Below are 21168 nucleotides of genomic sequence, written 5' to 3'. Positions count from 1 at the left end.
ATGAAACATGGGCAATCAGATAGGATTGTGGTTTTACGAGCTTCAGACTCAGAATATGAAATTAGGTTTGCGCATATCACGAACATTGGCCCAGGAGAAGACTCCATACCAGGACCTTCTTGTGGTGGATACCCTTGAATACGGAAGACTCCTGGCCCTTGACGGGGCAATTCAGCTTACAGTTAGCGATGAATTCATTTACCATGAGATGATAGCTCATGTTCCCCTGATGGCCCATGAGGATCCCAAGAGCGTGCTGGTTGTGGGCGGAGGGGATGGTGGCACCGTAAGGGAGATTGTGAAGCACCTCTCTGTCGAGCACGTAGATTTAGTGGAAATAGACGAGCGGGTCCTGGATGTTTGTCGCAGATTCTTCCCTGAGATATCTCGGTCTCTCTCTGATCCCAGAGTGCGGGTGGCTGTAGGTGATGGGATAGAATTTGTAAAGAAGGCCACTTCTCAATATGATGTCATAATCATCGATTCGTCCGATCCTATCGGCCCGGGCGTAGGGCTCTTTGAAAAGGAATTTTACCAGGGGGTCTTCGATGCGCTAAAACCTGAGGGTTTGTTTGTAGCGCAGACGGAGTCGCCGTTTTCTAACCGGGATCTGATCCAGAGGGTATATGCCTCCGCAAAGTCGATATTTCCGAAGGCGGCGCTCTATCTCGCTCCGATTCCAACATATCCAAGCGGGCTTTGGAGTTTCACAACAGGGTCAAAAGTCTATGATCCCATTTCACCGGCGCGCAGTATGCCTGATGATATTGTATGCCGTTACTATACACCGGAAATCCATAAGGCGGCTTTTGCGCTTCCGCGATTTGTGAAAGAATTGATTGGTGAATACGCTGGTGCTGGCAATGCGTGAATTATCCCCATTTCTTGAACGCCAGGGGCATTTTTTTGCCTCTGGTGATTCATACAATACCGCAAAAGTAGTCATCACTGGAATTCCCATGGACTTTACCGCCAGCTGGCGGGCCGGGGCCCGCGCCGGCCCGTCTCGAATTAGGCAGGTGTCCGATGCCCTGGAGGACTTCAGCCCTGCCCTCAAACGCTCTCTGATTCCGGAGATGCTTTATGACGCCGGCGATCTTGTGCTGCCGATAGGTAATGTAGGGGAAAGTCTCTCTTGCATCGAGAGAACCACGCGCATCATCGTAAATGGCGGTAAATTCCCTATTTTCATCGGTGGAGAGCATCTTGTAACATTCCCTGTAATAAAGGCTATGCGCGAGGTCTACCCGGATCTCCTGGTCGTGCAATTGGATGCCCATCTGGACCTTCGCGACAATTATCTTGGCGAAGTCTTTTCCCATGCCACGGTCATGCGCCGGGTAATTGAGACAGTCGGGGAGGGGAACCTCTTCCAATGCGGGATAAGGTCAGGTACCGCGGATGAATTCCAGAAGGCCGAGAGAATTGGCTCGCTCATAGAGGGGAAAGACATCGTTGAAAGTGTTAGCCATATTCTGAGGGAAACCGGCCAGCGTCCCGTATATGTGACACTGGATATCGATGTGGTGGATCCTGCGTATGCTCCAGGCACAGGGACGCCGGAGCCAGGGGGGTGCACCACGCGCGAGCTGTTTTCAGCTCTTTATTTGCTCTTCGAGACTAAGCTGGTGGGTTTTGACCTTGTGGAAGTGGCTCCGACCTTTGATCATTCTGATATCACATCGCTCTTGGCGGCTAAGGTAATAAGAGAGGTGGTGTTGAGCCGCGTAGGTAAATAGTGTCTGCAATCTGCAAAAACGGGCTGCCTGCGCGATGATGGTGCCGGACGGTCCATGTAAAATCCAGTGCGTAGAAGGCCGGCAGGATATTGCATTTGCGAAGGGATTAGTATAAACTTAGTAACGTACAGTTACGAAGTCTTGCGAGGGAACTGATATAACGAACTTTTCAATTGCCCTCGGATTTTGAAATCCCCTGAAGGAATTTAGCCGTTTGTGGAGAAAAGGAGAGTTTAATGTTTTGGCAGCCGTGAGAATTGCGAGGCTGTGAGGGTTTTACTTTGTTATTTACAGGATGTCTGGAGGTGCAGCGCTTTTGGCAGTGGAGATCCTGGGGGAGATAAGGAAAGTAGAAGCGGAAGCCGATAAAGTTATAGAGAGAGCCCGCGCTGATGCCAAGAGGATCGTCGCGGACGCACATGCCAGGGCTGAGCAGTTATTGCGGGAGGCCGTCGATAAAGCCCGGGCGGAAGCCGATGCGATGATCGCGTCTGGTGAGAGTGAAGGGCGCGAGGAGGCTCGAAAACTGGAAATGCAGGCTCGTGCCGAGATTCAAAAGCTCGCTTCGCTGATTCAGAAGAGACGGGCCGAGGGTATAAAGCTTGTGCTCGATAAGATAATGGAGTCATAAGAACTGCTTGTGGTAGAGGGGGTGAGCCGCGCGCAAGGAGGCAGAATCGGAGCCTTTTCATGTGTACGCGGCAATCCGGGATGGCTATAGCGGAAATGCTCAAGATCACAGTGCTGGGTCATATATCAGAAGAAAAAGGGGTCGCGGATTTCCTTTATGACGTCGGTGCCGTTGAAATCCTGGAGGCAAAAGAAGAAGATGGCGTCCAGGGGCGCCGTGGTAGAGACACGGCTATCTCTGACCTGGATCGAAAGATCTCCCAGCTCAAATATTGCATCGACTTCCTCGACAGGTTTGGTAAACCTAAGAAGAATCTGATCCAGCAATTCAGTGGCGGCAAGGTGCTGGTGCCTCAGGGCAGGTTCATAGAACTGGCCAGCGACGCCAATTTCGTAGATGAGATAAACGAAAAGTGTCGTTCATACGACTTTCGTCTATCAGAACTCACGACCCAGGAATCCCAGGCAAGTACTCTCTTAGACTCTTTGAGGCCATGGATTCAGCTGGATTTACCTTTATCGGAGTTGCGTGGGACCAATAAGACTGGAATCTTGCTCGGGTTTTCCCCCAGGGAGTCGCTTGAAGCCGCCGTCAATGAAGCGGCAGAGGCCGGCATAGCCCATCTTGTGGAGGTGGTGTCAGAAGAGCGCAAGGAAACGAGGTTTGTGGCATTTTACGCAAGACAGGACGAAGAAAAATTTACGGAAATCTTGAAGAAAAATGATATTACTATTATACCTTCGCTGGGACCTTCCGGGACCGTCCGGGACGAAATTGGACGACTCACAGAAAAACTTGCCAGGAATCAGAGGGAGCAGGAAGAACTCAGGGCAGAGGTGACAAAGCTCTTCGTCCACAGGGAGAAGCTTTATTCTCTTTACGATTTCTACTCGATGGAGAAGGAAAAGATGCTGGCCAGGTCGAGATGGTATGGCACCCGGGAAAGCTTCGCGCTGGAGGGGTGGGTGCCCCGTGACAGGATTGACCAGCTCAAGCGCGGACTCGAGAGCAAGTTCGAATCTACCTGTGTTTTAGCCCGTGAACCGGAGGAGGGGGAAGATGTGCCGGTACTCCTGGCAAATACGCCTGTGATTACTCCATTTGAGGCGGTAACGGAAATATATAGCCTTCCAGGACGCAAGAGTATTGACCCAACTCCCATGCTGGCGCCATTCTTCTTCATATTCTTTGGACTTTGCCTTGGGGATGTTGGGTATGGAATCGCCCTTACAGCAATCTCCTTGCTTCTCTTGAAGAAGGTCAGGATGGCTGGCATTGCAAAGAAGCTCTTTACATTGCTCGCCATATGCGGGGTTTCATCGGCCATTGCTGGCGCTCTCACCGGAGGCTGGCTTGGCACTTTGATCAAAGTCCCGCCCTTGTGGTTCAATCCGCTGGATGACCCAATGAGGATGCTGATCGTATCCTTTATTTTGGGTATTGTCCAGATTTACGTGGGCCTTGCGATAAAGTTCTATATGAATGTAAGGCAGGGCAATCCCTCGGCTGCGGTGTTCGATCAGGGGTTTTGGATGATCTTCCTGGCTGGGCTGATCTTCCTCCTTGTGGGTCCGTCTCTAGGAATAGCCTGGCTATCGCGGTCCGCCCCGGTGCTGGCGATCGCCGGCGCTCTTGGACTCATAGCAACGCAGGGAAGGCACCAAAAGAATCCCATCGCTCGTCTTGGGTCAGGCATCCTAAGTCTCTATGGAGTGACTGGATATTTGAGTGACGTGCTCTCATATTCGAGGCTGCTGGCCCTGGGCCTGGCGTCGAGCGTGATTGCAGGGGTCATTGATACGATGGCCCTCATGATAACCGGGGTGCCTGTCCTGGGTTGGATAGTAGCTTTTGTCATTCTGGCCGGCGGACATTTATTTAACCTGGCGATAAATGTAGTGGGATCATATGTTCACTCCAGCAGGTTACAGTACGTGGAGTTTTTCAGCAAATTCTTCGAGGGCGGAGGCAGGCGCTTCATGCCCTTTGCGAGGAAAACACGATATGTTGAACTGGTTGGGAAGGGAGATGCATAGTTCATGGAAACAACAAGCTGGCTTGGAACAATCTTGGGATTCTTTGGTATAGCTCTTGCTGTGGCTTTGCCGGGCATCGGATCTGCTATCGGTGTCGGCCTAGTTGGTCAGGCCGGAGCCGGGGTAGTGACAGAGGATCCTGACAAGTTTGGACAGATCCTCCTCCTGCAGGTAATTCCCGGCACCCAAGGTATATATGGATTGTTGACAGGATTTCTTCTCATGATGCGTCTTAATGTATTCAGTTTTGGCAACCTCAAGCCACTTACAGTCGAACAGGGACTCTTTGTGATAATGGCTGCACTTCCCATTGCTCTCGTGGGATGGCATTCGGCCATAAGCCAGGGCAAGGCGGCGGCAGCCGGGGTAGGGGTGGTCGCCAAGAGGCCGGAGGAGCTTGGCAAACCAGTGACATTTGCCGCCATGGTCGAGACATATGCGGTTTTGGCGTTCTTGTCTTCACTACTCCTGATATTCGGTCTCCCGTTCTAATAAAGGGGTTGATTGATATGGGCACTGCTCTGCCGGCAGATGGACTTATGCGCCTACAGCGCAGGATTCTTGATGATGCTGAAAAGGAAGCTAGCCGGATAAAGGATGCGGCTCAGGCCAAGGCTGAGGAGATCCTCAAGGAAGCGTCGGCAAAGGCTGAAGTCAGGTATTCAGAGATCATGAGCGCCGCTCAGAAGGAGCGCGAAACCCGGAAGCAGCGTCTCATCACTCTCGCCCGCCTGGATGGGCGGCGCATGCTGCTGGCCGCAAAAGACCAAGCCCTGCAGGATGTATTTGCCGAGGCAATGAATGCCATGGTGAGTTCATACAGGCAGAGGTACAGAGATTTTCTGAGGGAGCTGCTGGCTGCAACCGCGACTTATGACGTTCAGGAAGTCATATTCAATGAGCGCGACCGAAGCGAGCTGGCGTCCGGCCTGGTGAGCGAAGTCCAGGATCTGTTGAAAAGGCAAGGACGAAATGTAAGGATCGACGTGTCTCAGGAGACTCGTCCAATTAGGGGCGGATTTCTCCTGAGATCCGGGAATATCGAGATCAATTGTTCGGTAGAGGCGATTTTCCAGAATAAGAGAGATGAGCTGATACCTGAAGTGGCCGGGGTTCTTTTCGCAGAGTGATGGATCATAAGAAGCCCCTGCCCGAGATTTTTGAATAAGAGGGATTGGCCAAAATGCCAGGAGATAGATTGCAATGGGCCTATTCAGTTGCCAGGATCAGGGCCCTGGAATCTCATATGATCGATAAGAATATAATCAGCCGGATGCTTGATGCCGGGGACGTCATAGAGGCTGCCAAGGTCCTCCAGGAGACTGAGTGGGCGCCTTACGTCTCGTCCCTCGCTAACCCAGATGAAAGGGATCAGTCGTTTACCGGCGAATTGGCCCGTATCTATCAGATGGTGGAAGACATGATCCCCGACGACTGGCCCGTGAACATCCTCCGGGCCCGATATGATTACCATAACCTCAAGGTAGCCTTAAAGGCGTCCCTGGCCAGCCGTGACCCGGTTCCAAGCGCCCTAAGCCAGCTTGGCAATGTGCCGGCGCAGACGATGCTGGATTCTGTGAGGAATAATGCCCTTACTGATCTATCAGAGGATCTCAGGGAAGCAGCTGAATCTGGCAGGTCCGCCTTTGCACAAACGGGGCGTTTTGGCGCGGTAGATGCGGTCGTAGACAGTCGTATGTTCCACTCCCTCATCTCGCGCGTCCCTGAACCGGATGGGGAATTCCTCGCAGGGTATATCTCGCGGTATGCCGATGTCGTCAACATAAGGGCTCTGGCAAGGGCAAGGGATATGCATCTCCCGGTCGATGCATTTGCCAGCTTCCTCGTGCCGGGCGGCTATATAGATAAAGGGAAATTCCTAGCGGCCTATACCGGCCCGGAAGAGGGCATGGCTGACGTCTTTCAGAATACCGACTATGCCAAGATTCCATCTATCACGCTGAAGCCCCAACATGGAGAGGCTCGTGGCATATGGAGGTTTGAAAGGGACTCGGATGACTTTTTGATAGAATACCTCAAAGGTTCCAAATATGTGGCCTTTGGGCCGGAACCGGTGATAGGGTATTTGCTGGGCAAGGAGCACGAGGTCAAATTGATCAGAATGCTCCTGGTCGGCAAAGCGAATGGATTGCCGCGGGAAGCCATCAGGGAGAGGTTGCGTGATACGTATGTCTAAGATAGCTGTCATCGGCGACCGGGATTCGATTTTGATGTTTCGCGCCACAGGCGTAGAGGTCTTTCCCGTTGAGGGGGCCGAGGAGGCCGAGAGGCTGCTGAGGTCCCTTGCAGGTGAAGGATATGTATGTATATTTTTGACCGAAAATCTAGTCTCAGATCTCAAGCCGCTGCTTGAGGAGTTTGCAGCAAGGCCTCTTCCCGCTCTTTCGTTTATTCCGACTGGCGCTGGCAGCCTCGGTCTGGCGCGGGAGAAACTCAAGCATATAGTTGAAAAGGCGGTAGGAGCTGATATTCTATTCCAGGAAGGGGCAGGTAATAGTGAATGAGGGCAAGGTAATCAAGGTTTCCGGCCCTCTGGTGGTCGCGGAGGGCATGGCGGAAGCTAGGATGTACGATGTAGTAAGGGTAGCGAATGCGAAGCTTATCGGCGAGATAATCGAAATGCGCGGGGATAAGGCTTCCATTCAGGTATATGAAGAGACGGCGGGCATCGGCCCCGGGGACCCCGTAGTCAGCACAGGGGAACCTCTCAGCGTCGAGCTTGGCCCTGGACTCATAGAGACGATTTATGACGGGATCCAGAGGCCGCTATCGATACTGAAAGAGCAAGCAGGTGATAGGATTGAACGAGGCGTAGAGGCCCCCGCCCTCGACCGCGAGCGGATCTGGGAGTTCGTCCCTAGAGTAAAACAGGGGGACAGAGTAGGCCCGGGGGATATATTGGGCATCGTGAAGGAGACCACAATAGTTGAGCATCGCATCATGGTCCCGCCTGGAGTAACCGGTATCGTTCGAAAGGTCCATCAGGGCAAGGCGAAGGTTGCTGATGTCATCGCCTGGATCGAAACTGCCTCAGGCACCCATGAGGTGACCATGATGCAGCGCTGGCCCGTGAGGCAGGGCAGGCCATATAAGGAAAAGCTGCCTCCGGTCGAGCCGTTGATAACGGGCCAGAGGGTCATAGATACTTTTTTCCCCGTGGCAAAAGGAGGGACCGCATGTGTCCCCGGTCCATTCGGCAGTGGTAAGACCATTATCCAACACCAGCTTGCCAGATGGGCGGACGCCGACATAATCGTTTATGTAGGATGTGGTGAACGAGGCAACGAGATGACGGAGGTTCTCATGGACTTCCCTGAGCTTCAGGACCCGAGGACCGGCGAACCCCTTATGAAACGTACTATATTGATCGCAAATACATCCGATATGCCGGTTGCCGCTCGTGAAGCTTCTGTATATACCGGCATCACGATAGCTGAATATTTCCGAGACATGGGTTACAACGTAGCTCTGATGGCGGATTCCACGTCCAGGTGGGCAGAGGCTTTGAGAGAGATGTCGGGGCGTCTCGAGGAGATGCCAGGAGAGGAAGGTTACCCAGCATACCTTGGATCACGGATCGCTGCCTTCTATGAACGCGCCGGAAGGGTGAAGTGCCTTGTCACCGAGCAGGACGATGATAGGATCGGCAGCCTGACCGTGGTCGGCGCGGTATCTCCGCCAGGTGGGGATCTATCCGAGCCAGTCACCCAGAATACTCTCAGGATAGCCAAGGTCTTCTGGGGGCTAGATGAGGCATTGGCAGCAAGGAGGCATTTCCCGGCCATCAACTGGCTTACTTCATACTCACTGTACCTCGACCGGCTGGAGGAATATGCGAGGACTCACATATCGGAAGAATGGACGGATCTGAGGTCTGAGGCCATGAGGATCCTGCAAGAAGAGGCCGAGCTGGAGGAAATCGTGAGATTGGTCGGTATTGATGCCCTTTCTGTCAAGGATAGGTTGACGATGGAGACAGCCAAGTCTATTCGTGAGGATTTCCTGCATCAAAATGCATATCACGAAGTGGACACCTATAGCTCGCACAGGAAACAGTACAAAATGCTCAAGGCGATCCTGGAATTTCATGCAAGAGCCATGGATGCCCTCGCGGCAGGCGGCTCTCTAGAACAGATTCTCGACCTTCCGGTCAGGGAGAGGATTGCCAGGATGAAATATATACCCGAAGCGGAATCAGATAAGTTCGACCAGCTATATCAAGACATAGCAAGCGAGATGGCCGGTGTGAGCAGGGCCGGAGGTGAGGAAGTTGCTTAAGGAATATCTTACGATCAGAGAAGTGGCAGGCCCCCTCATGTTCGTAGATCAGGTTGAGGGCGTGAAATATGGTGAATTGGTGGAGATCCAGCTTCATACTGGCGAGGTGAGGCGTGGCCGGGTGTTGGAGGCTTCAGGCAGCACGGCTCTGGTGCAGCTTTTCGAAGGCTCCGGCGGGCTGAATCTTGCCAGCGCAAGGGTAAGATTCATGGGACATGGGATCGAGCTTGCTGTCTCGCCTGATATCCTCGGCAGGGTGTTTGATGGATTCGGGCGTCCCAGGGACGGCGGGCCTTCTATCATACCTGAAGCAAGACTCGATATCAACGGTAGCCCGATAAACCCGTATGCAAGAGATTATCCATCAGAATTCATCCAGACGGGGATCTCCGCCATCGACGGCATGAACACCCTGGTGAGAGGGCAGAAACTCCCAATTTTCTCGGGATCGGGGCTTCCACATGCGGCTCTTGCGGCCCAGATAGCGAGGCAGGCCAGGGTGCTGGCTACCGGTGAGAGATTTGCCGTGGTATTCGGGGCAATGGGTATTACATTTGAGGAAGCAGACTACTTCATCTCTGACTTCCGCAGGACTGGCGCCATTGAACGTGCTGTCCTTTTCATCAACCTGGCCAATGACCCGGCCATCGAGAGGATTTCCACCCCTCGGATGGCTCTTACGGCTGCCGAGTATCTGGCATTTGAGAAGGACATGCATGTCCTGGTCATCCTTACGGATATGACCAACTACTGCGAGGCTCTTCGCGAAATATCGGCTGCACGTAAGGAGGTCCCGGGACGTCGGGGTTACCCCGGATATTTGTACACCGACCTCGCCACCATCTATGAGCGCGCGGGAAGGATACGGGGCAGGAAGGGTTCCATCACGCAGATCCCCATTCTCACGATGCCTGAGGATGATAAGACGCACCCGATTGCCGACCTTACGGGCTATATTACTGAGGGTCAGATCTTTCTGTCGAGAGATCTCCACAGGAGGGGTATATATCCTCCTATAGACGTGCTTCCGTCCCTGTCGCGGCTCAAGGATAAGGGTATCGGCGCTGGGAAGACCAGGGAGGACCATTCCGACAATATGAACCAGCTCTATGCTGCCTATGCGCGTGGCAAGGAGGCCAAGGAACTGGCTGTTATCCTGGGGGATGCGGCACTTACCGATGTAGACCGGCAGTTCGCAAGGTTCGCCGATGAATTCGAACGAAGATATGTTAATCAAGGGGAGAACGAAAACCGGTCGATAGAAGAAACACTCTCCATTGGTTGGGAACTCATGGCGAAATTGCCGCGGAGAGAACTTAAGCGAGTTCGTGAGGAATATCTGGAGAAATATCTTGCGCCGCTGGAGAGTTCAGAAAAAGCAGGATGAGACGGATATTCAATAGGAGCTGAACAAACCCAAGAGAGGTCGAAATAACATGGAAATCAGGGTTAACGCCACAAGGATGCAGCTCTTGAGGACCAGGAAACGGCTTGCGATGGCTGTCCGGGGGCACAAGCTGCTGAAGGATAAAAGAGATGAACTCATGAAGAAGTTCATGGAGTTGATCAAAAAGGCGAAGGCACTTCGAGATGATGTGGAACATGAGCTTTCTCTGGCATCCAGAAGTTTTGTCATGGCCCAAATGAATATGAGCCGGGAAGCGGCAGAGGAGGCATTGATGTCTCAGTCTACATCTGTGGAGCTTTCGGTGAAGTTGGTTCCCATAATGAGCGTGCGTGTCCCTGACTTCAGGTGGCAATCCTCTCCTGACGCTGCTGGTGTGGAGGCCTATCCCTATGGCCTGGTCACTACGGCCAGTGATTTGGATCAGGCCTCCAGTATTTTGTCGCAGATCTTGCCTCGAATGGTAGAGCTCGCCATGGTGGAGAAGAGCTGTGAGATGCTGGCCGACGAAATCGAGAAAACCAGGAGACGCGTCAACGCTCTTGAATATGTCCTCATACCACGTCTATCTGAAACAGTGCGATATATTACAATGAAACTCGATGAGATGGAAAGAGGTAATATAACTAGGCTGATGAAGCTCAAAGATATCGTGCGAGCCGAGGGGGCATAAGTCCAGTCGATCCAGGCGTTCACCAGGAGAACCGCAAGTAAATATAATGACGTGCGGGGGGATTTGCATGCTTGGCGTCAAGGGACCGACGCTCGGACTGGCTCTTGGGGGTGGAGGTCTCAGAGGGGCAGCCCATATTGGCATTCTGCAGGTTTTCAGGGATGCTGGGGTCCCAATCCACGTGATTTCAGGCACCAGCGCAGGCAGTATCGTGGCCGGTCTCTATGCGGCCGGCGTCGATCCTGACCGCATGGAGGAAATGGCGACGAAAGTCGCCGTGAATGATCTTGTACGTCTCAAGGTCAGCCCAAGGACCCTCATCCGAATGATACTCAAGGTGTTACGTGATTCATTGGGGATCTCTGGCAATGGTTTTAATGATGTGCCCATCGGCTTTCTTGATTTGGGTCCCCTGGAACATAGGTTGTCACAGGCGAGCTGCGGCAAGTATTTCAGCCAACTCGACATTCCGTGCGCTTTAGTAGCGACTGACATAAATTCCGGGGAGACGGTGTTTTTTACTAGCGAAACAATGATTCCTGCGGAAAAACCTCCGAATTCCGTTTTCATAACAGATATCCCTGTATCAAGGGCGGCCCAGGCCAGCTCCACGATTCCGGGGGTATTTTTGCCCATAAGTGTTCATGGAAGGACTCTGGTTGATGGTGGAGTCAAGGATATAGTGCCTGCTGAGATCCTGCGGCGTATGGGGGTAGGGACCGTCATCGCAGTAGATCTAGGCTATGCAGGTAAGCGAAAGGAGCCCGTGGACAACATACTCGAGGTCGTTACCCAGTCCGTTGACATCATGGGGCGGGAACTCGCAGAGATCCGGCTACGCCAGTATGCTGACATTGTAATTCACCCAGAGATCTACGACGTAGGCCTTACGGATTTTGACCGCATACCGGAGTGTATAATACGGGGACGTGAAGCGGCAAGGGCTGCTTTGCCTGACATCCTTTATCTTTTGAGGGCCAGGGGCATACCTTTGGATACGCCTTCAAGCGGACTAGTTTTCCGAATAGCGCAGGAGCGGCGCGGGAATAAGTAAGATGATGGTACGATTCCAGCCATTATGGCTGGAACAATGTTGATAGACGGGAGGCTTTCCCACAGATGCCCTTGATGCAATCACTCGAAAACGGGATTCGCGTAGTCGTCGAAGAGATGGATTTCATGAAGTCCTGCGCCGTGAGCATTTGGGTCGGGGTAGGCTCCAGATATGAATCTGAAGCCAATAATGGCATTTCCCATTTTATCGAACACATGCTATTCAAAGGTACCCAACGCAGAAAGAGCAATCAGGATATCTCGGCGGAAATCGAAGGCGTCGGCGGATCAATAAATGGATTTACCAATAGAGAAGTAACATGCTACTTAGTAAAGGTGCCAGCTGAACACTTTGAGCTTGGCATAGACGTGCTCTCTGATATGATTGCCAATTCCCTCTTTCTCCAGGAATCCATCGATGGCGAGCGGGGGGTGGTCATCGAAGAGATACGCATGGTGCACGATAAACCTGATAACTGGGTGCACGTGCTGCTGGACCAGATCATGTGGCCTGACCAGCCTTTCGGAAGAAGCATAGCAGGAAGCGAGGAAGTTATAAGGAGCCTGACCAGGGAGCAGATACTCGATTATGTTGAGAAGTTCTATTCAGCCGGTAATATGGTGGTCAGCGTCGCCGGGAGGTGTAAGGGAGATCAGGTCATCGACTCTGTTGGGAAATTGCTCAGCAACAGGCAAAAGCAGGTTATCCCCTCCCCAGAGAAGGCTGTAAGTCAGCAGGATAAGCCTAGGGTGGCATTTGAGAATAGGCAGACCAAGCAGACCAATCTTGCCATCGGATTCGTCGGGTATCCTCGTCTGCATCCAGACCGTTATGTCCTCGAAATGCTAAATGTAGCGTTGGGATGGGGAATGAGCTCGAGGCTCTTTCAGGAGGTAAGAGTAAAAAGGGGCCTTGCTTATGTGGTAGGATCCCTGTATAGTTATTACGTAGATACCGGTCAATTCAAGATTTATGCAGGGGTCGATCCTGGAAAGGCTGCAGAGGCCCTAAAAGTCATAATAGATGAGCTTTCCAGGATTTCTGCGTCAGGAATAACTGAGACGGAACTTCGTAAAGCTAGAGATTTCTATAAGGGAAGTCTCCAGTTGCGCCTTGAAGATACCCTCAACCTGGCCCTCCGCATGGGCGAGTCGAGCCTTTTGACGGGTCGCGTGATTTCAACTGAGGAGATCATCAGAAGAGTCGATGCTGTGAGCCCTTCTGATGTAAAGCGAGTGGCCGAGGATGTCCTGAATATGAACCGGATGAATATAGCGGCCGTGGGGCCAGAGAGAGATGGGGATAAGATACGTAGTATAGTTGGGGTGTAGTGGGGAGCGAAAATGGAGGGGAGAATGTGTCGAATATCGCTGAAAAGGTAAGGGAGCATATCCGGCAGCTTCTCGGACAAGCTATCCAGCGCGGGACTGCTTCGGCCGAGTTGCCCCAGGTTGATTTAGAGGGCATCCCTGTTGAGGTGCCAAAAGATCCGGGGCATGGGGATCTCGCGTCTACGATCGCCATGTTATTATCCCGAAGGGCCAGGAAACCGCCGAGATCGATAGCAGAGTCCTTGATGAAGTTGATGGACTGTCCCTCTCAATACGTAGAACAGGTGGACGTGGCGGGAGCCGGATTCATCAACTTCCGTCTTCGAGATTGTTGGTTGCATGAGGCCATAATAGCGGCGGATGAAGAGCGGGATGATTATGGCAGGACCGATCTCGGGAAGGGCCGGAAAGTCCAGATTGAATTTGTCAGCGCGAACCCTACAGGTCCCATGAACGTGGTGAATGCTAGGGCGGCCGCCGTGGGTGACGTTCTCGCCAATCTATTTGATTTCACGGGCTTTGATATAACCAGGGAGTATTATATAAACGATGCAGGCAGACAGGTAGATGTCCTTGGAGAATCCCTGGAGATCAGGTACCGTCAATTGCTGGGCGAAAAAGTGGAACTTCCTGAACAAAGCTACAGAGGCGAATACATCACCGATCTTGCCAGGCTTGCCCGGTCAGAGCACGGTGATGCCATCTCTCGGATGGCCGAGGATGAAAAGAAGGCGTTCTTCAGGGAGTTCGCATTAAAAACCATCCTTGATTGGCAGCGGGCTTCACTCTCCAGATTTGGAGTAAAATTTGACAACTGGTTTAGCGAGAGGACCCTTGTTGAAGCCGGGGCTGACCAGCAAGTCTTTGACTACTTGAAGGAACATGGATACCTTTACGATGCAGAGGGGGCCACGTGGTTTCGTTCCACCCAATTCGGGGACGATAAGGACAGGGTGCTCATCAAGAGTGATGGCGCCTCCACATACCTCTTGAGGGATCTTGCGTATCATCGGAATAAGCTCCAGCGCGGTTTTGAACATATCATCGACATATGGGGTCCTGATCATCATGGGTATGTGGCAAGGACCAGAGCAGGTCTCATTGCCATGGGGTATCCTGAATCTGTGTTTGAGGTCTTGATACTTCAGCTAGTTACGCTATACTCCGGTGGAGAGCAAGTAAGGATGTCAAAGAGAGCAGGAGAATTCATCACCATGGACGAATTACTAGATGAGGTTGGCAAGGATGCCGCGAGATATTTCTTCGTCGCCCGCAGCACAGACAGCCACCTTGATTTCGACATCGAGCTCGCCAAAAAGGAGTCACAGGAGAATCCTGTATATTACATTCAATATGCTTACGCGAGGATTGCAAGTATTTTGAGGCAGGCAGACTCTCTTTCCATTGACCAGCCATCTGCCAGGAAATGCAGGCTCGATCTATTGACCGAGGATGTGGAGAAAGCCCTGGCTAAGGCCATATGCTTTTTCCCGGATGAAATCGTGGCAGCCATGAAGGAGCGCGCTCCTAACCGGATAGCCAAATATGCATTGGATCTCGCCGGCATCTTTCATAATTTCTACAACAGGTGCAGGGTTATCTCTGAAAACCGGGATCTCACTCAGGCGCGTCTAGCGCTTATAAGGGCCACCAAGGTCGCACTTGGGAATGCTTTGAGAATCCTTGGAGTTTCCAGGCCAGAGAAAATGTGAAAACAACAATGAGAGTGATAAGGGGGGATTGTTTGTGCCTTCCCGGGTTGGATCGGAGGCCCAGCAGGCATGGAAAACGATCGTTGGGACTTTTAAGAATGCATATGCTTACATGGGCACGGTATTGATTCTGAGTTCGGTATCATTTCTTTGGTTCACGGCTGCATCATTCCTTGTCTCGCTTCCAGCCAAGATGTCGGTCATCGCCCTGGTGGGCGGCCTTATTTTGACAGCTCCGGCCTTCGCTTCCGTCTGTTACACTGTGAATAGGATACTGGAGCATGAAGATGTCGGGATCCGGGATTTCTTGAATGGACTTTCACGTTTTTGGTCCAAAGGGTTGGGGCTGGCTGCGGTATATGGTATAATAATATTGATATTGGTGGCCGACATCATCTTCTTCCTTTCCAGTGGCAACCCCTGGGTGAAAGCAATAGGTATTCCGCTGGGCTATGGTCTCTTGTTCATTGCCTTGATGGCGAATTATACATTTCCGATCCTTGTAATGCAGGACCCGGGCCTCGTAAAGCTATTTAAGAGATCCGCGCTGCTTGTCCTTGACAATTTGGTTTTCACCACAATCCTTGCCTTAGCATCACTAGTCATTCTTGGTATATGCATCGTGTTTACTCCAGCTCTTATGTTGATATTTACGGCGTTGATCGCGTTTTTGGAAATGTCTGCATTGAGGGTCTTGTTTCAGAAATATGGGCTTATCGCTCCGGAAAAGAGTGAGGATGACCGGGCGGGAGAAGAGGGATCTGATATTTCCGCCGAGGCGCAGCCCGGCGTCGAGGGCGGGACTATTGGGACCATTGAGGGTGAGACCGGCGAGACGGGCTCTGATCCTGCGGCGGGATCCGGCAAGTAAGACGCGGCGCATCTAAGCCATCTGGCGCCTCAGGGGATAGTGAGGCGCTGGGGGTAGACCTTGAGATCTTCGCCCCTTTATGCTAAATTAAACAAGTATGTGTCTCAGCAGCATGTACGAAGCAATTTACGTGATTCTACCGGGGGGGCAATAGGATTCGTGGCTAAGTATATCTTTGTGACCGGAGGAGTAGTTTCGGGCCTTGGAAAAGGCGTCACGGCAGCATCGATAGGGCGGCTTCTGAAGAGCCGGGGACTCAGTGTTACCGCCATGAAATTGGACCCATATATTAATGTGGATCCTGGCACAATGAGCCCCTATCAACATGGTGAGGTTTTCGTCACTGCAGATGGGGCGGAAACCGACCTTGACCTGGGTCATTACGAAAGATTCATGGATGTCAATCTGGGCAAGCTGAACAACGTCACTACAGGCATGATTTACTGGTCCGTCATCACGAAAGAGCGCCGGGGGGATTTTCTGGGCGGAACCGTGCAGGTGATACCCCACATTACAAACGAGATAAAATCCAGGATAGTCAGGGTAGGGAAAGAAACCGGGGTTGATGTAGTGATCGTTGAGATTGGCGGGACGGTGGGAGATATTGAAAGCCTTCCGTTTCTTGAGGCAATAAGGCAGTTGCGCACAGACCTCGGAAGAGATGATGTGATGTATGTCCATGTAACTCTGGTTCCTTACCTGGTATCGGTGGGGGAACTCAAGACAAAGCCGACCCAGCATAGCGTTAAGGAACTGAGAAGTATCGGAATCCAGCCAGATGTGATTGTATGTCGCTCAGATCGGAAATTGCCCAAGGAAGTAAAGGCTAAGATCGCTCTTTTCTGTGATATAGATATTGAGGCAGTGATACCTAACGTAAATGTGGATAACATATATGAAGTGCCGTTGGTCTTGGAGAATGAGAAATTGGATGAATTTATCGTGAGGCGTCTCCAGCTTTCCTGCAAAACCAGGGATCTCGCCGAATGGCGGGATCTAGTGAAAAGGATTTCCCATCCGTCGGGGTCAGTGGAAATAGCGGTCGTCGGTAAGTACGTATCTCTTCCCGATGCATATCTTAGTGTGACAGAGGCCCTCAGACACGCAGGGATTGCCAATGATGTGGAGGTGAGGATCAGGTGGGTTAGCTCAGAGGATCTGGAGGTCGCCGAACCCGCGAGCCTGTTAGATGGCATCCATGGTATAGTAGTGCCGGGCGGATTTGGGAATAGAGGCATAGAAGGAAAGATAAGAGCCGCCAAGTACGCCAGGGAGAACGGGATCCCATATCTGGGGCTGTGCCTCGGAATGCAGTGCGCGGTCATAGAATTTGCCCGGAATGTGTGCGGACTGGAGGGCGCCAATAGTTCAGAGTTTGATGATAATACCCCATATCCGGTCATCGACCTTCTGCCTGAACAAAAGGGAATCGGGGACCTGGGGGGGACGATGAGATTGGGTAGCTATCCATGTGTGCTTTCAGACGATTCCCTGAGCTTTTCAGCCTATAAGCAAAGTCTCATCCACGAACGGCATCGCCACAGATATGAATTTAATAATGATTTTCGGGATATGATGGTGGAGAAAGGACTGCGTATCGCAGGGGTTTCTCCTGATGGACGTCTGGTGGAAATAGTTGAGCTCAAGGATCATATCTGGTTCGTGGGAACTCAATTTCACCCTGAGTTCCAATCCAGGCCCAATAGGCCACACCCACTTTTCAAGGATTTTGTAGCAGCCTCGATGAGAGGATCTCGTGATCACAGTTCATGATCTGATGCATATCGCGGTCCCTGCTTGATTTCACCGATTCACACCTTTTGCTCAGGGCCTGCCTGATAAAGGTCTATAGTCCCGGGATTCCCTGCGGTTGATTTATTTTCAAACCCTGTTTTTGCATCAACTGTGAATTGAATATGAGTTTATGATTACAGAGGTGGATAAATTGTGGAAGGAAAAGTGAATATTGCTGAATTAGAAGCGAAGACGATACCCGAGCTCTATGAGGTTGCACGGGCCCTCGATATAGCCGGGTATAGCAAGATGAGAAAAAAGGATCTCATCTTTGAGATCTTAAAGGTCCAGGCCGAAAAGGAAGGACTCCTCTTTGGAGAGGGTATACTCGAGATCATGGCCGATGGGTTCGGATTCCTGCGTGTAGCTGGACTGTCGGCAAGCCCTGATGATATATATGTTTCTCCCTCACAAATCAGGAGGTTCAATCTTCGCACCGGCGACCTCGTGTCAGGTCAGGTGAGGCCTCCTAAGGATAACGAGAAATATTTCGCCCTGCTAAGGGTTGAGGCAGTAAATGCAAAAGATCCCGAGGCCGCGGGAAAACGCCTTCATTTTGAGGATCTGACGCCTATCTATCCGAATCAAAGGCTCAGAATGGAAACCACGGCGCATGATATCACTACCAGGATTATGGATATCATTTCTCCCCTCGGAAAGGGCCAGCGTGGTCTCATCGTCTCCCCACCCAAAGCAGGCAAGACTACTGTCCTGAAGAAGATCGCAAACTCCATCACTGAAAACCACCCTGAGGTTGAGCTCCTTGTGCTTCTGGTCGATGAGAGGCCGGAGGAAGTCACGGATATGGAGCGATCCGTCAAGGGTATCGTCACAAGCTCTACTTTCGACCAGCCTGCTGAGAACCACATAAGAGTGGCCGAAATGGTGCTGGAGAGAGCAAAGAGGCTCGTAGAACATAAGCGTGATGTGGTCATCCTTCTAGACAGCATCACGCGGCTGGCGAGGGCATATAACCTGGTGGAGCCCCCCAGCGGCAGGACCCTGTCAGGCGGGCTGGATCCGGCTGCCTTGCACAAACCCAAACGTTTCTTTGGCGCGGCGCGCAACATCGAGGAGGGCGGGAGCCTGACTATTCTCGCTACCGCTCTTATTGACACCGGTAGCCGTATGGATGATGTGATATATGAGGAATTCAAGGGCACAGGCAATATGGAGCTGCATCTGGACAGGAAGCTCGCTGAGCGAAGAATCTTCCCAGCTGTTGATATCAATAGATCTGGAACCCGCAAAGAGGAACTCCTCTTTACAGAAGAAGAGCTGGAGACGGCCTGGCTTCTCAGAAAGGCTCTTGCCAGTCTTGGCGTGGCTGAGATGACGGAACTGATCCTTGACCGCTTGCAGCACACAAAAAATAACGAGGAGTTCAGAAAGCTGATACTAAAATCGCAATTTGCGGAGAATGTCAGGGCAATAAGTCAATAAAAACACCAATCGGGATGAGGATGAGAACCTTGGGGTAGTCATATCAGTGCTCGCCAGCGGAAGTTCAGGGAACTCCATCTATGTTTCATGCGGTCCGACCCGGATTCTCATTGATCTGGGTATCCCTTACAAAACGCTTGTAAATGATCTATCTTCCTTGAATGTAGACCCAGAAGACACCGATGCGATTCTGATAACCCATGAACACTCGGATCACATAAGTGGACTTGCGGGTTTCGCCAGCCGACATGAAATCCCGATCTATGCATCCCAGGGCACAGCCGGGGCATTGCTTTCCAATGGCTACGGCCATCTTGAGCCCCTCATCAGACCTTTTTCCGCGCTGGGATCTTCTTTCTCCATAGGCGCTCTGGATATAATGCCCTTTGGGATACCTCATGACGCCGCGGATCCGGTGGGTTTCCGTATAAACGCGCATGGAATTCGTATCGGCATTGCCACAGACATAGGCCATGTAACCCCGGCGGTCAGAGATGGTTTGACTGACTGTGACCTCTTTGTCGTAGAATCAAACCATGATGTGGGGATGCTAATGTCGGGGAACTATCCGTGGCCTCTCAAACGTCGGATCCGTGGAGGCCTGGGGCATCTTTCAAATGAGGAGTCAGGTGAACTATTGAGCTCCGTGGTGACATCGAGGACCCGCCAGGTCTTCCTGGCCCATATAAGCGAGCATAATAATCTGCCTGAGCTCGCTCTCCTCACAGCGATAGCCGCAACGAAGCGCAGGGGGGTCGCGGCGCGGGAAGATCTCAAGATCGGCCTCACATATCATCATCGGATGACGTCCCCAATAGCCTTATGATCGAGACGCAGGTCAGGAGGGACTGCATATGAGGATATCCAGCCGCGAAGGCATGCCAAGATACCTGGGCTATATTATCGTGGGTCTTATCGGAGCTTTGGTAGGGGGGCTTGTCGTAATTGGATTTTCATCGAACCTGCTGGAAAGACAGGTCATGGAGATCCTGAAGCGGCAAGGTCCCCCTGGGGCGTCGGGAGAGCAGGCTCCTCCCCCGGGAGATGAGGCTTCCGATTTTACATCTGGAGCAGTGGTGACGAGGGTTGCAGAGGCAGTAGGTCCTGCTGTGGTCAAGATCTCCACGCTCAGAGAACGTATTGTCTACAACCTCTTTTTTGAAAGAGTCATCCAGCGCCAGGAAGGATTAGGGTCAGGGGTAATAATCGATCCCCGGGGCCACATTCTCACAAATTATCATGTGATAGAAAAGGCCAAGACTATCGGGGTGGTCCTGACGGATGGTCGCGAATTTCCTGCGAAGATCGTTGGCGGCGATTATTATACAGACATCGCGATCTTGAAGATCGATGGAGAAAACCTGCCGACTGCCAGGTTGGGGAACTCGGATTCTATAAAGGTAGGCGAAATTGCAGTTGCCATAGGAAACCCTTATGGATTTGACCATACGGTGACTGCCGGCGTCATCAGCGCCCTGGGGAGATCTCTTCCTTTGGACGAGAATGCAGGCATATATCTGGAAAACCTGATTCAAACCGATGCCCCCATCAATCCAGGCAATAGCGGGGGAGCTTTGGTGAATTCCCGAGGAGAAGTGATCGGCATAAATACAGCCATCATCCAGCAAGCTCAAGGTATTGGATTTGCAATCCCCATCAATATGGCGCGTCATGTCGCAGAGGAAATCTTGGCCCATGGGAAAGTCAGGCGACCATGGATAGGGGTTGAGCTTTGGACAATAACGCCGGATGATGTCAAGGAATATGACCTTCCAATAGATCATGGACTTGTGGTGCTGAGCGTGGCGATGGGAAGCCCCGCTGACGTCTCCGGAATCAGAAAAGGTGACATCTTGATAGGCGTTAATGAGAAAGAGTTGCGTGATATAAGCGCTCTCACAAAGGAGATAGAATCTGCAGGCATAGGCCATGTGATAAATCTCGACATTTTGAGGGGCAAGAGGAAATTAGTTCTACCCGTAACAATAGGTGAAATGCCCTGAGGACCGGCATTTAGGAGTTTTTCCCTGCTAAAAGTTACATCAGCAGAAGGAGGAATTGCAAGCCAAACAAAGAAGATATAATTTTTAGATGTGTTCCATGCAGGGGACTTTGCCTGTTTAAATCATTGGAGCTGTTTCGGGATAAAGGGGGGATCGTGAGGAGGTTCGGCTCTTTCT

General features: G+C 51.8%; 19 protein-coding genes. All 19 read left to right on the top strand.

Going from position 1 to position 21168, the window contains the following annotated elements:
- Positions 1 to 7: 7 nt before the first annotated feature.
- The 19 genes from speE to HPY52_03685 all read left to right on the top strand — a co-directional run bounded on the left by speE (position 8) and on the right by HPY52_03685 (position 20991).
- Positions 8 to 871, top strand: a complete 864-nt coding sequence (gene speE / locus HPY52_03775; protein NPV79386.1) for a polyamine aminopropyltransferase — start codon at positions 8 to 10, stop codon at positions 869 to 871.
- On the top strand, positions 864 to 1739 hold the full coding sequence (gene speB, locus HPY52_03770) for an agmatinase (protein ID NPV79385.1): 876 nt from the start codon (positions 864 to 866) through the stop codon (positions 1737 to 1739). The genes speE and speB overlap by 8 nt, the downstream gene beginning before the upstream one ends.
- A gap of 295 nt (positions 1740 to 2034) precedes the next feature.
- Positions 2035 to 2370, top strand: a complete 336-nt coding sequence (locus HPY52_03765) for a hypothetical protein (protein ID NPV79384.1) — start codon at positions 2035 to 2037, stop codon at positions 2368 to 2370.
- 80 nt (positions 2371 to 2450) lie between these two features.
- Positions 2451 to 4406 (top strand): V-type ATP synthase subunit I, encoded by a 1956-nt coding sequence (locus HPY52_03760; GenBank protein ID NPV79383.1) that lies wholly within the window; start codon positions 2451 to 2453, stop codon positions 4404 to 4406.
- A gap of 3 nt (positions 4407 to 4409) precedes the next feature.
- Positions 4410 to 4898 carry a V-type ATP synthase subunit K gene (locus HPY52_03755; GenBank protein ID NPV79382.1) on the top strand — a complete coding sequence of 163 codons (489 nt, stop codon included), beginning with the start codon at positions 4410 to 4412 and terminating at the stop codon, positions 4896 to 4898.
- Between the two features lie 17 nt (positions 4899 to 4915).
- The gene (locus HPY52_03750; GenBank protein NPV79381.1) at positions 4916 to 5536 is read left to right on the top strand and encodes a hypothetical protein; all 621 of its coding nucleotides are present in this window, start codon (positions 4916 to 4918) and stop codon (positions 5534 to 5536) included.
- Positions 5537 to 5589: 53 nt separating this feature from the next.
- On the top strand, positions 5590 to 6603 hold the full coding sequence (locus tag HPY52_03745; protein NPV79380.1) for a hypothetical protein: 1014 nt from the start codon (positions 5590 to 5592) through the stop codon (positions 6601 to 6603).
- Complete coding sequence (locus HPY52_03740; GenBank protein NPV79379.1) at positions 6596 to 6931, top strand: V-type ATP synthase subunit F; 336 nt, start codon at positions 6596 to 6598, stop codon at positions 6929 to 6931. Before HPY52_03745 ends, HPY52_03740 begins: the two co-directional genes overlap by 8 nt.
- Positions 6924 to 8705 (top strand): V-type ATP synthase subunit A, encoded by a 1782-nt coding sequence (locus tag HPY52_03735; GenBank protein NPV79378.1) that lies wholly within the window; start codon positions 6924 to 6926, stop codon positions 8703 to 8705. The genes HPY52_03740 and HPY52_03735 overlap by 8 nt, the downstream gene beginning before the upstream one ends.
- Entirely contained in the window at positions 8698 to 10092 is a 1395-nt protein-coding gene (locus tag HPY52_03730) for a V-type ATP synthase subunit B (protein NPV79377.1), read from the top strand. The genes HPY52_03735 and HPY52_03730 overlap by 8 nt, the downstream gene beginning before the upstream one ends.
- Positions 10093 to 10141: 49 nt before the next feature.
- Complete coding sequence (locus tag HPY52_03725) at positions 10142 to 10783, top strand: V-type ATP synthase subunit D (protein ID NPV79376.1); 642 nt, start codon at positions 10142 to 10144, stop codon at positions 10781 to 10783.
- A 67-nt stretch (positions 10784 to 10850) separates the two neighbouring features.
- Positions 10851 to 11837, top strand: coding sequence for a patatin (locus HPY52_03720; GenBank protein ID NPV79375.1), 987 nt, complete (start codon positions 10851 to 10853; stop codon positions 11835 to 11837).
- Between the two features lie 74 nt (positions 11838 to 11911).
- On the top strand, positions 11912 to 13168 hold the full coding sequence (locus tag HPY52_03715; protein ID NPV79374.1) for an insulinase family protein: 1257 nt from the start codon (positions 11912 to 11914) through the stop codon (positions 13166 to 13168).
- 26 nt (positions 13169 to 13194) lie between these two features.
- Positions 13195 to 14880, top strand: a complete 1686-nt coding sequence (locus HPY52_03710) for an arginine--tRNA ligase (GenBank protein NPV79373.1) — start codon at positions 13195 to 13197, stop codon at positions 14878 to 14880.
- 34 nt (positions 14881 to 14914) lie between these two features.
- The gene (locus tag HPY52_03705; protein NPV79372.1) at positions 14915 to 15751 is read left to right on the top strand and encodes a hypothetical protein; all 837 of its coding nucleotides are present in this window, start codon (positions 14915 to 14917) and stop codon (positions 15749 to 15751) included.
- A 159-nt stretch (positions 15752 to 15910) separates the two neighbouring features.
- Positions 15911 to 17524, top strand: a complete 1614-nt coding sequence (locus HPY52_03700) for a CTP synthase (GenBank protein ID NPV79371.1) — start codon at positions 15911 to 15913, stop codon at positions 17522 to 17524.
- 186 nt (positions 17525 to 17710) lie between these two features.
- Positions 17711 to 18988, top strand: coding sequence for a transcription termination factor Rho (gene rho, locus HPY52_03695; GenBank protein ID NPV79370.1), 1278 nt, complete (start codon positions 17711 to 17713; stop codon positions 18986 to 18988).
- Positions 18989 to 19034: 46 nt separating this feature from the next.
- Positions 19035 to 19814, top strand: a complete 780-nt coding sequence (locus HPY52_03690) for an MBL fold metallo-hydrolase (protein ID NPV79369.1) — start codon at positions 19035 to 19037, stop codon at positions 19812 to 19814.
- Between the two features lie 154 nt (positions 19815 to 19968).
- The gene (locus HPY52_03685) at positions 19969 to 20991 is read left to right on the top strand and encodes a trypsin-like serine protease (protein NPV79368.1); all 1023 of its coding nucleotides are present in this window, start codon (positions 19969 to 19971) and stop codon (positions 20989 to 20991) included.
- Positions 20992 to 21168 lie beyond the last annotated feature (177 nt).

This window comes from Bacillota bacterium (assembly GCA_013178415.1).
GTDB lineage: Bacteria > Bacillota > SHA-98 > Ch115 > Ch115 > Ch115.
Note: the sequence above shows the minus strand (reverse complement) of the source record. Positions and strands in the feature narration are given on the sequence as shown.

Bases quoted from the DNA above. Each gene is read 5' to 3' on its own strand.
- HPY52_03740 (NPV79379.1), top strand. From the start codon at position 6,596: ATGTCTAAGATAGCTGTCATCGGCGACCGGGATTCGATTTTGATGTTT.
- HPY52_03685 (NPV79368.1), top strand. From the start codon at position 19,969: ATGGAGATCCTGAAGCGGCAAGGTCCCCCTGGGGCGTCGGGAGAGCAG.
- HPY52_03725 (NPV79376.1), top strand. From the start codon at position 10,142: ATGGAAATCAGGGTTAACGCCACAAGGATGCAGCTCTTGAGGACCAGG.
- HPY52_03720 (NPV79375.1), top strand. From the start codon at position 10,851: ATGCTTGGCGTCAAGGGACCGACGCTCGGACTGGCTCTTGGGGGTGGA.
- HPY52_03745 (NPV79380.1), top strand. From the start codon at position 5,590: ATGCCAGGAGATAGATTGCAATGGGCCTATTCAGTTGCCAGGATCAGG.
- HPY52_03750 (NPV79381.1), top strand. From the start codon at position 4,916: ATGGGCACTGCTCTGCCGGCAGATGGACTTATGCGCCTACAGCGCAGG.
- speB (NPV79385.1), top strand. From the start codon at position 864: ATGCGTGAATTATCCCCATTTCTTGAACGCCAGGGGCATTTTTTTGCC.
- HPY52_03715 (NPV79374.1), top strand. From the start codon at position 11,912: ATGCAATCACTCGAAAACGGGATTCGCGTAGTCGTCGAAGAGATGGAT.
- HPY52_03760 (NPV79383.1), top strand. From the start codon at position 2,451: ATGGCTATAGCGGAAATGCTCAAGATCACAGTGCTGGGTCATATATCA.
- speE (NPV79386.1), top strand. From the start codon at position 8: ATGGGCAATCAGATAGGATTGTGGTTTTACGAGCTTCAGACTCAGAAT.
- HPY52_03755 (NPV79382.1), top strand. From the start codon at position 4,410: ATGGAAACAACAAGCTGGCTTGGAACAATCTTGGGATTCTTTGGTATA.
- HPY52_03765 (NPV79384.1), top strand. From the start codon at position 2,035: ATGTCTGGAGGTGCAGCGCTTTTGGCAGTGGAGATCCTGGGGGAGATA.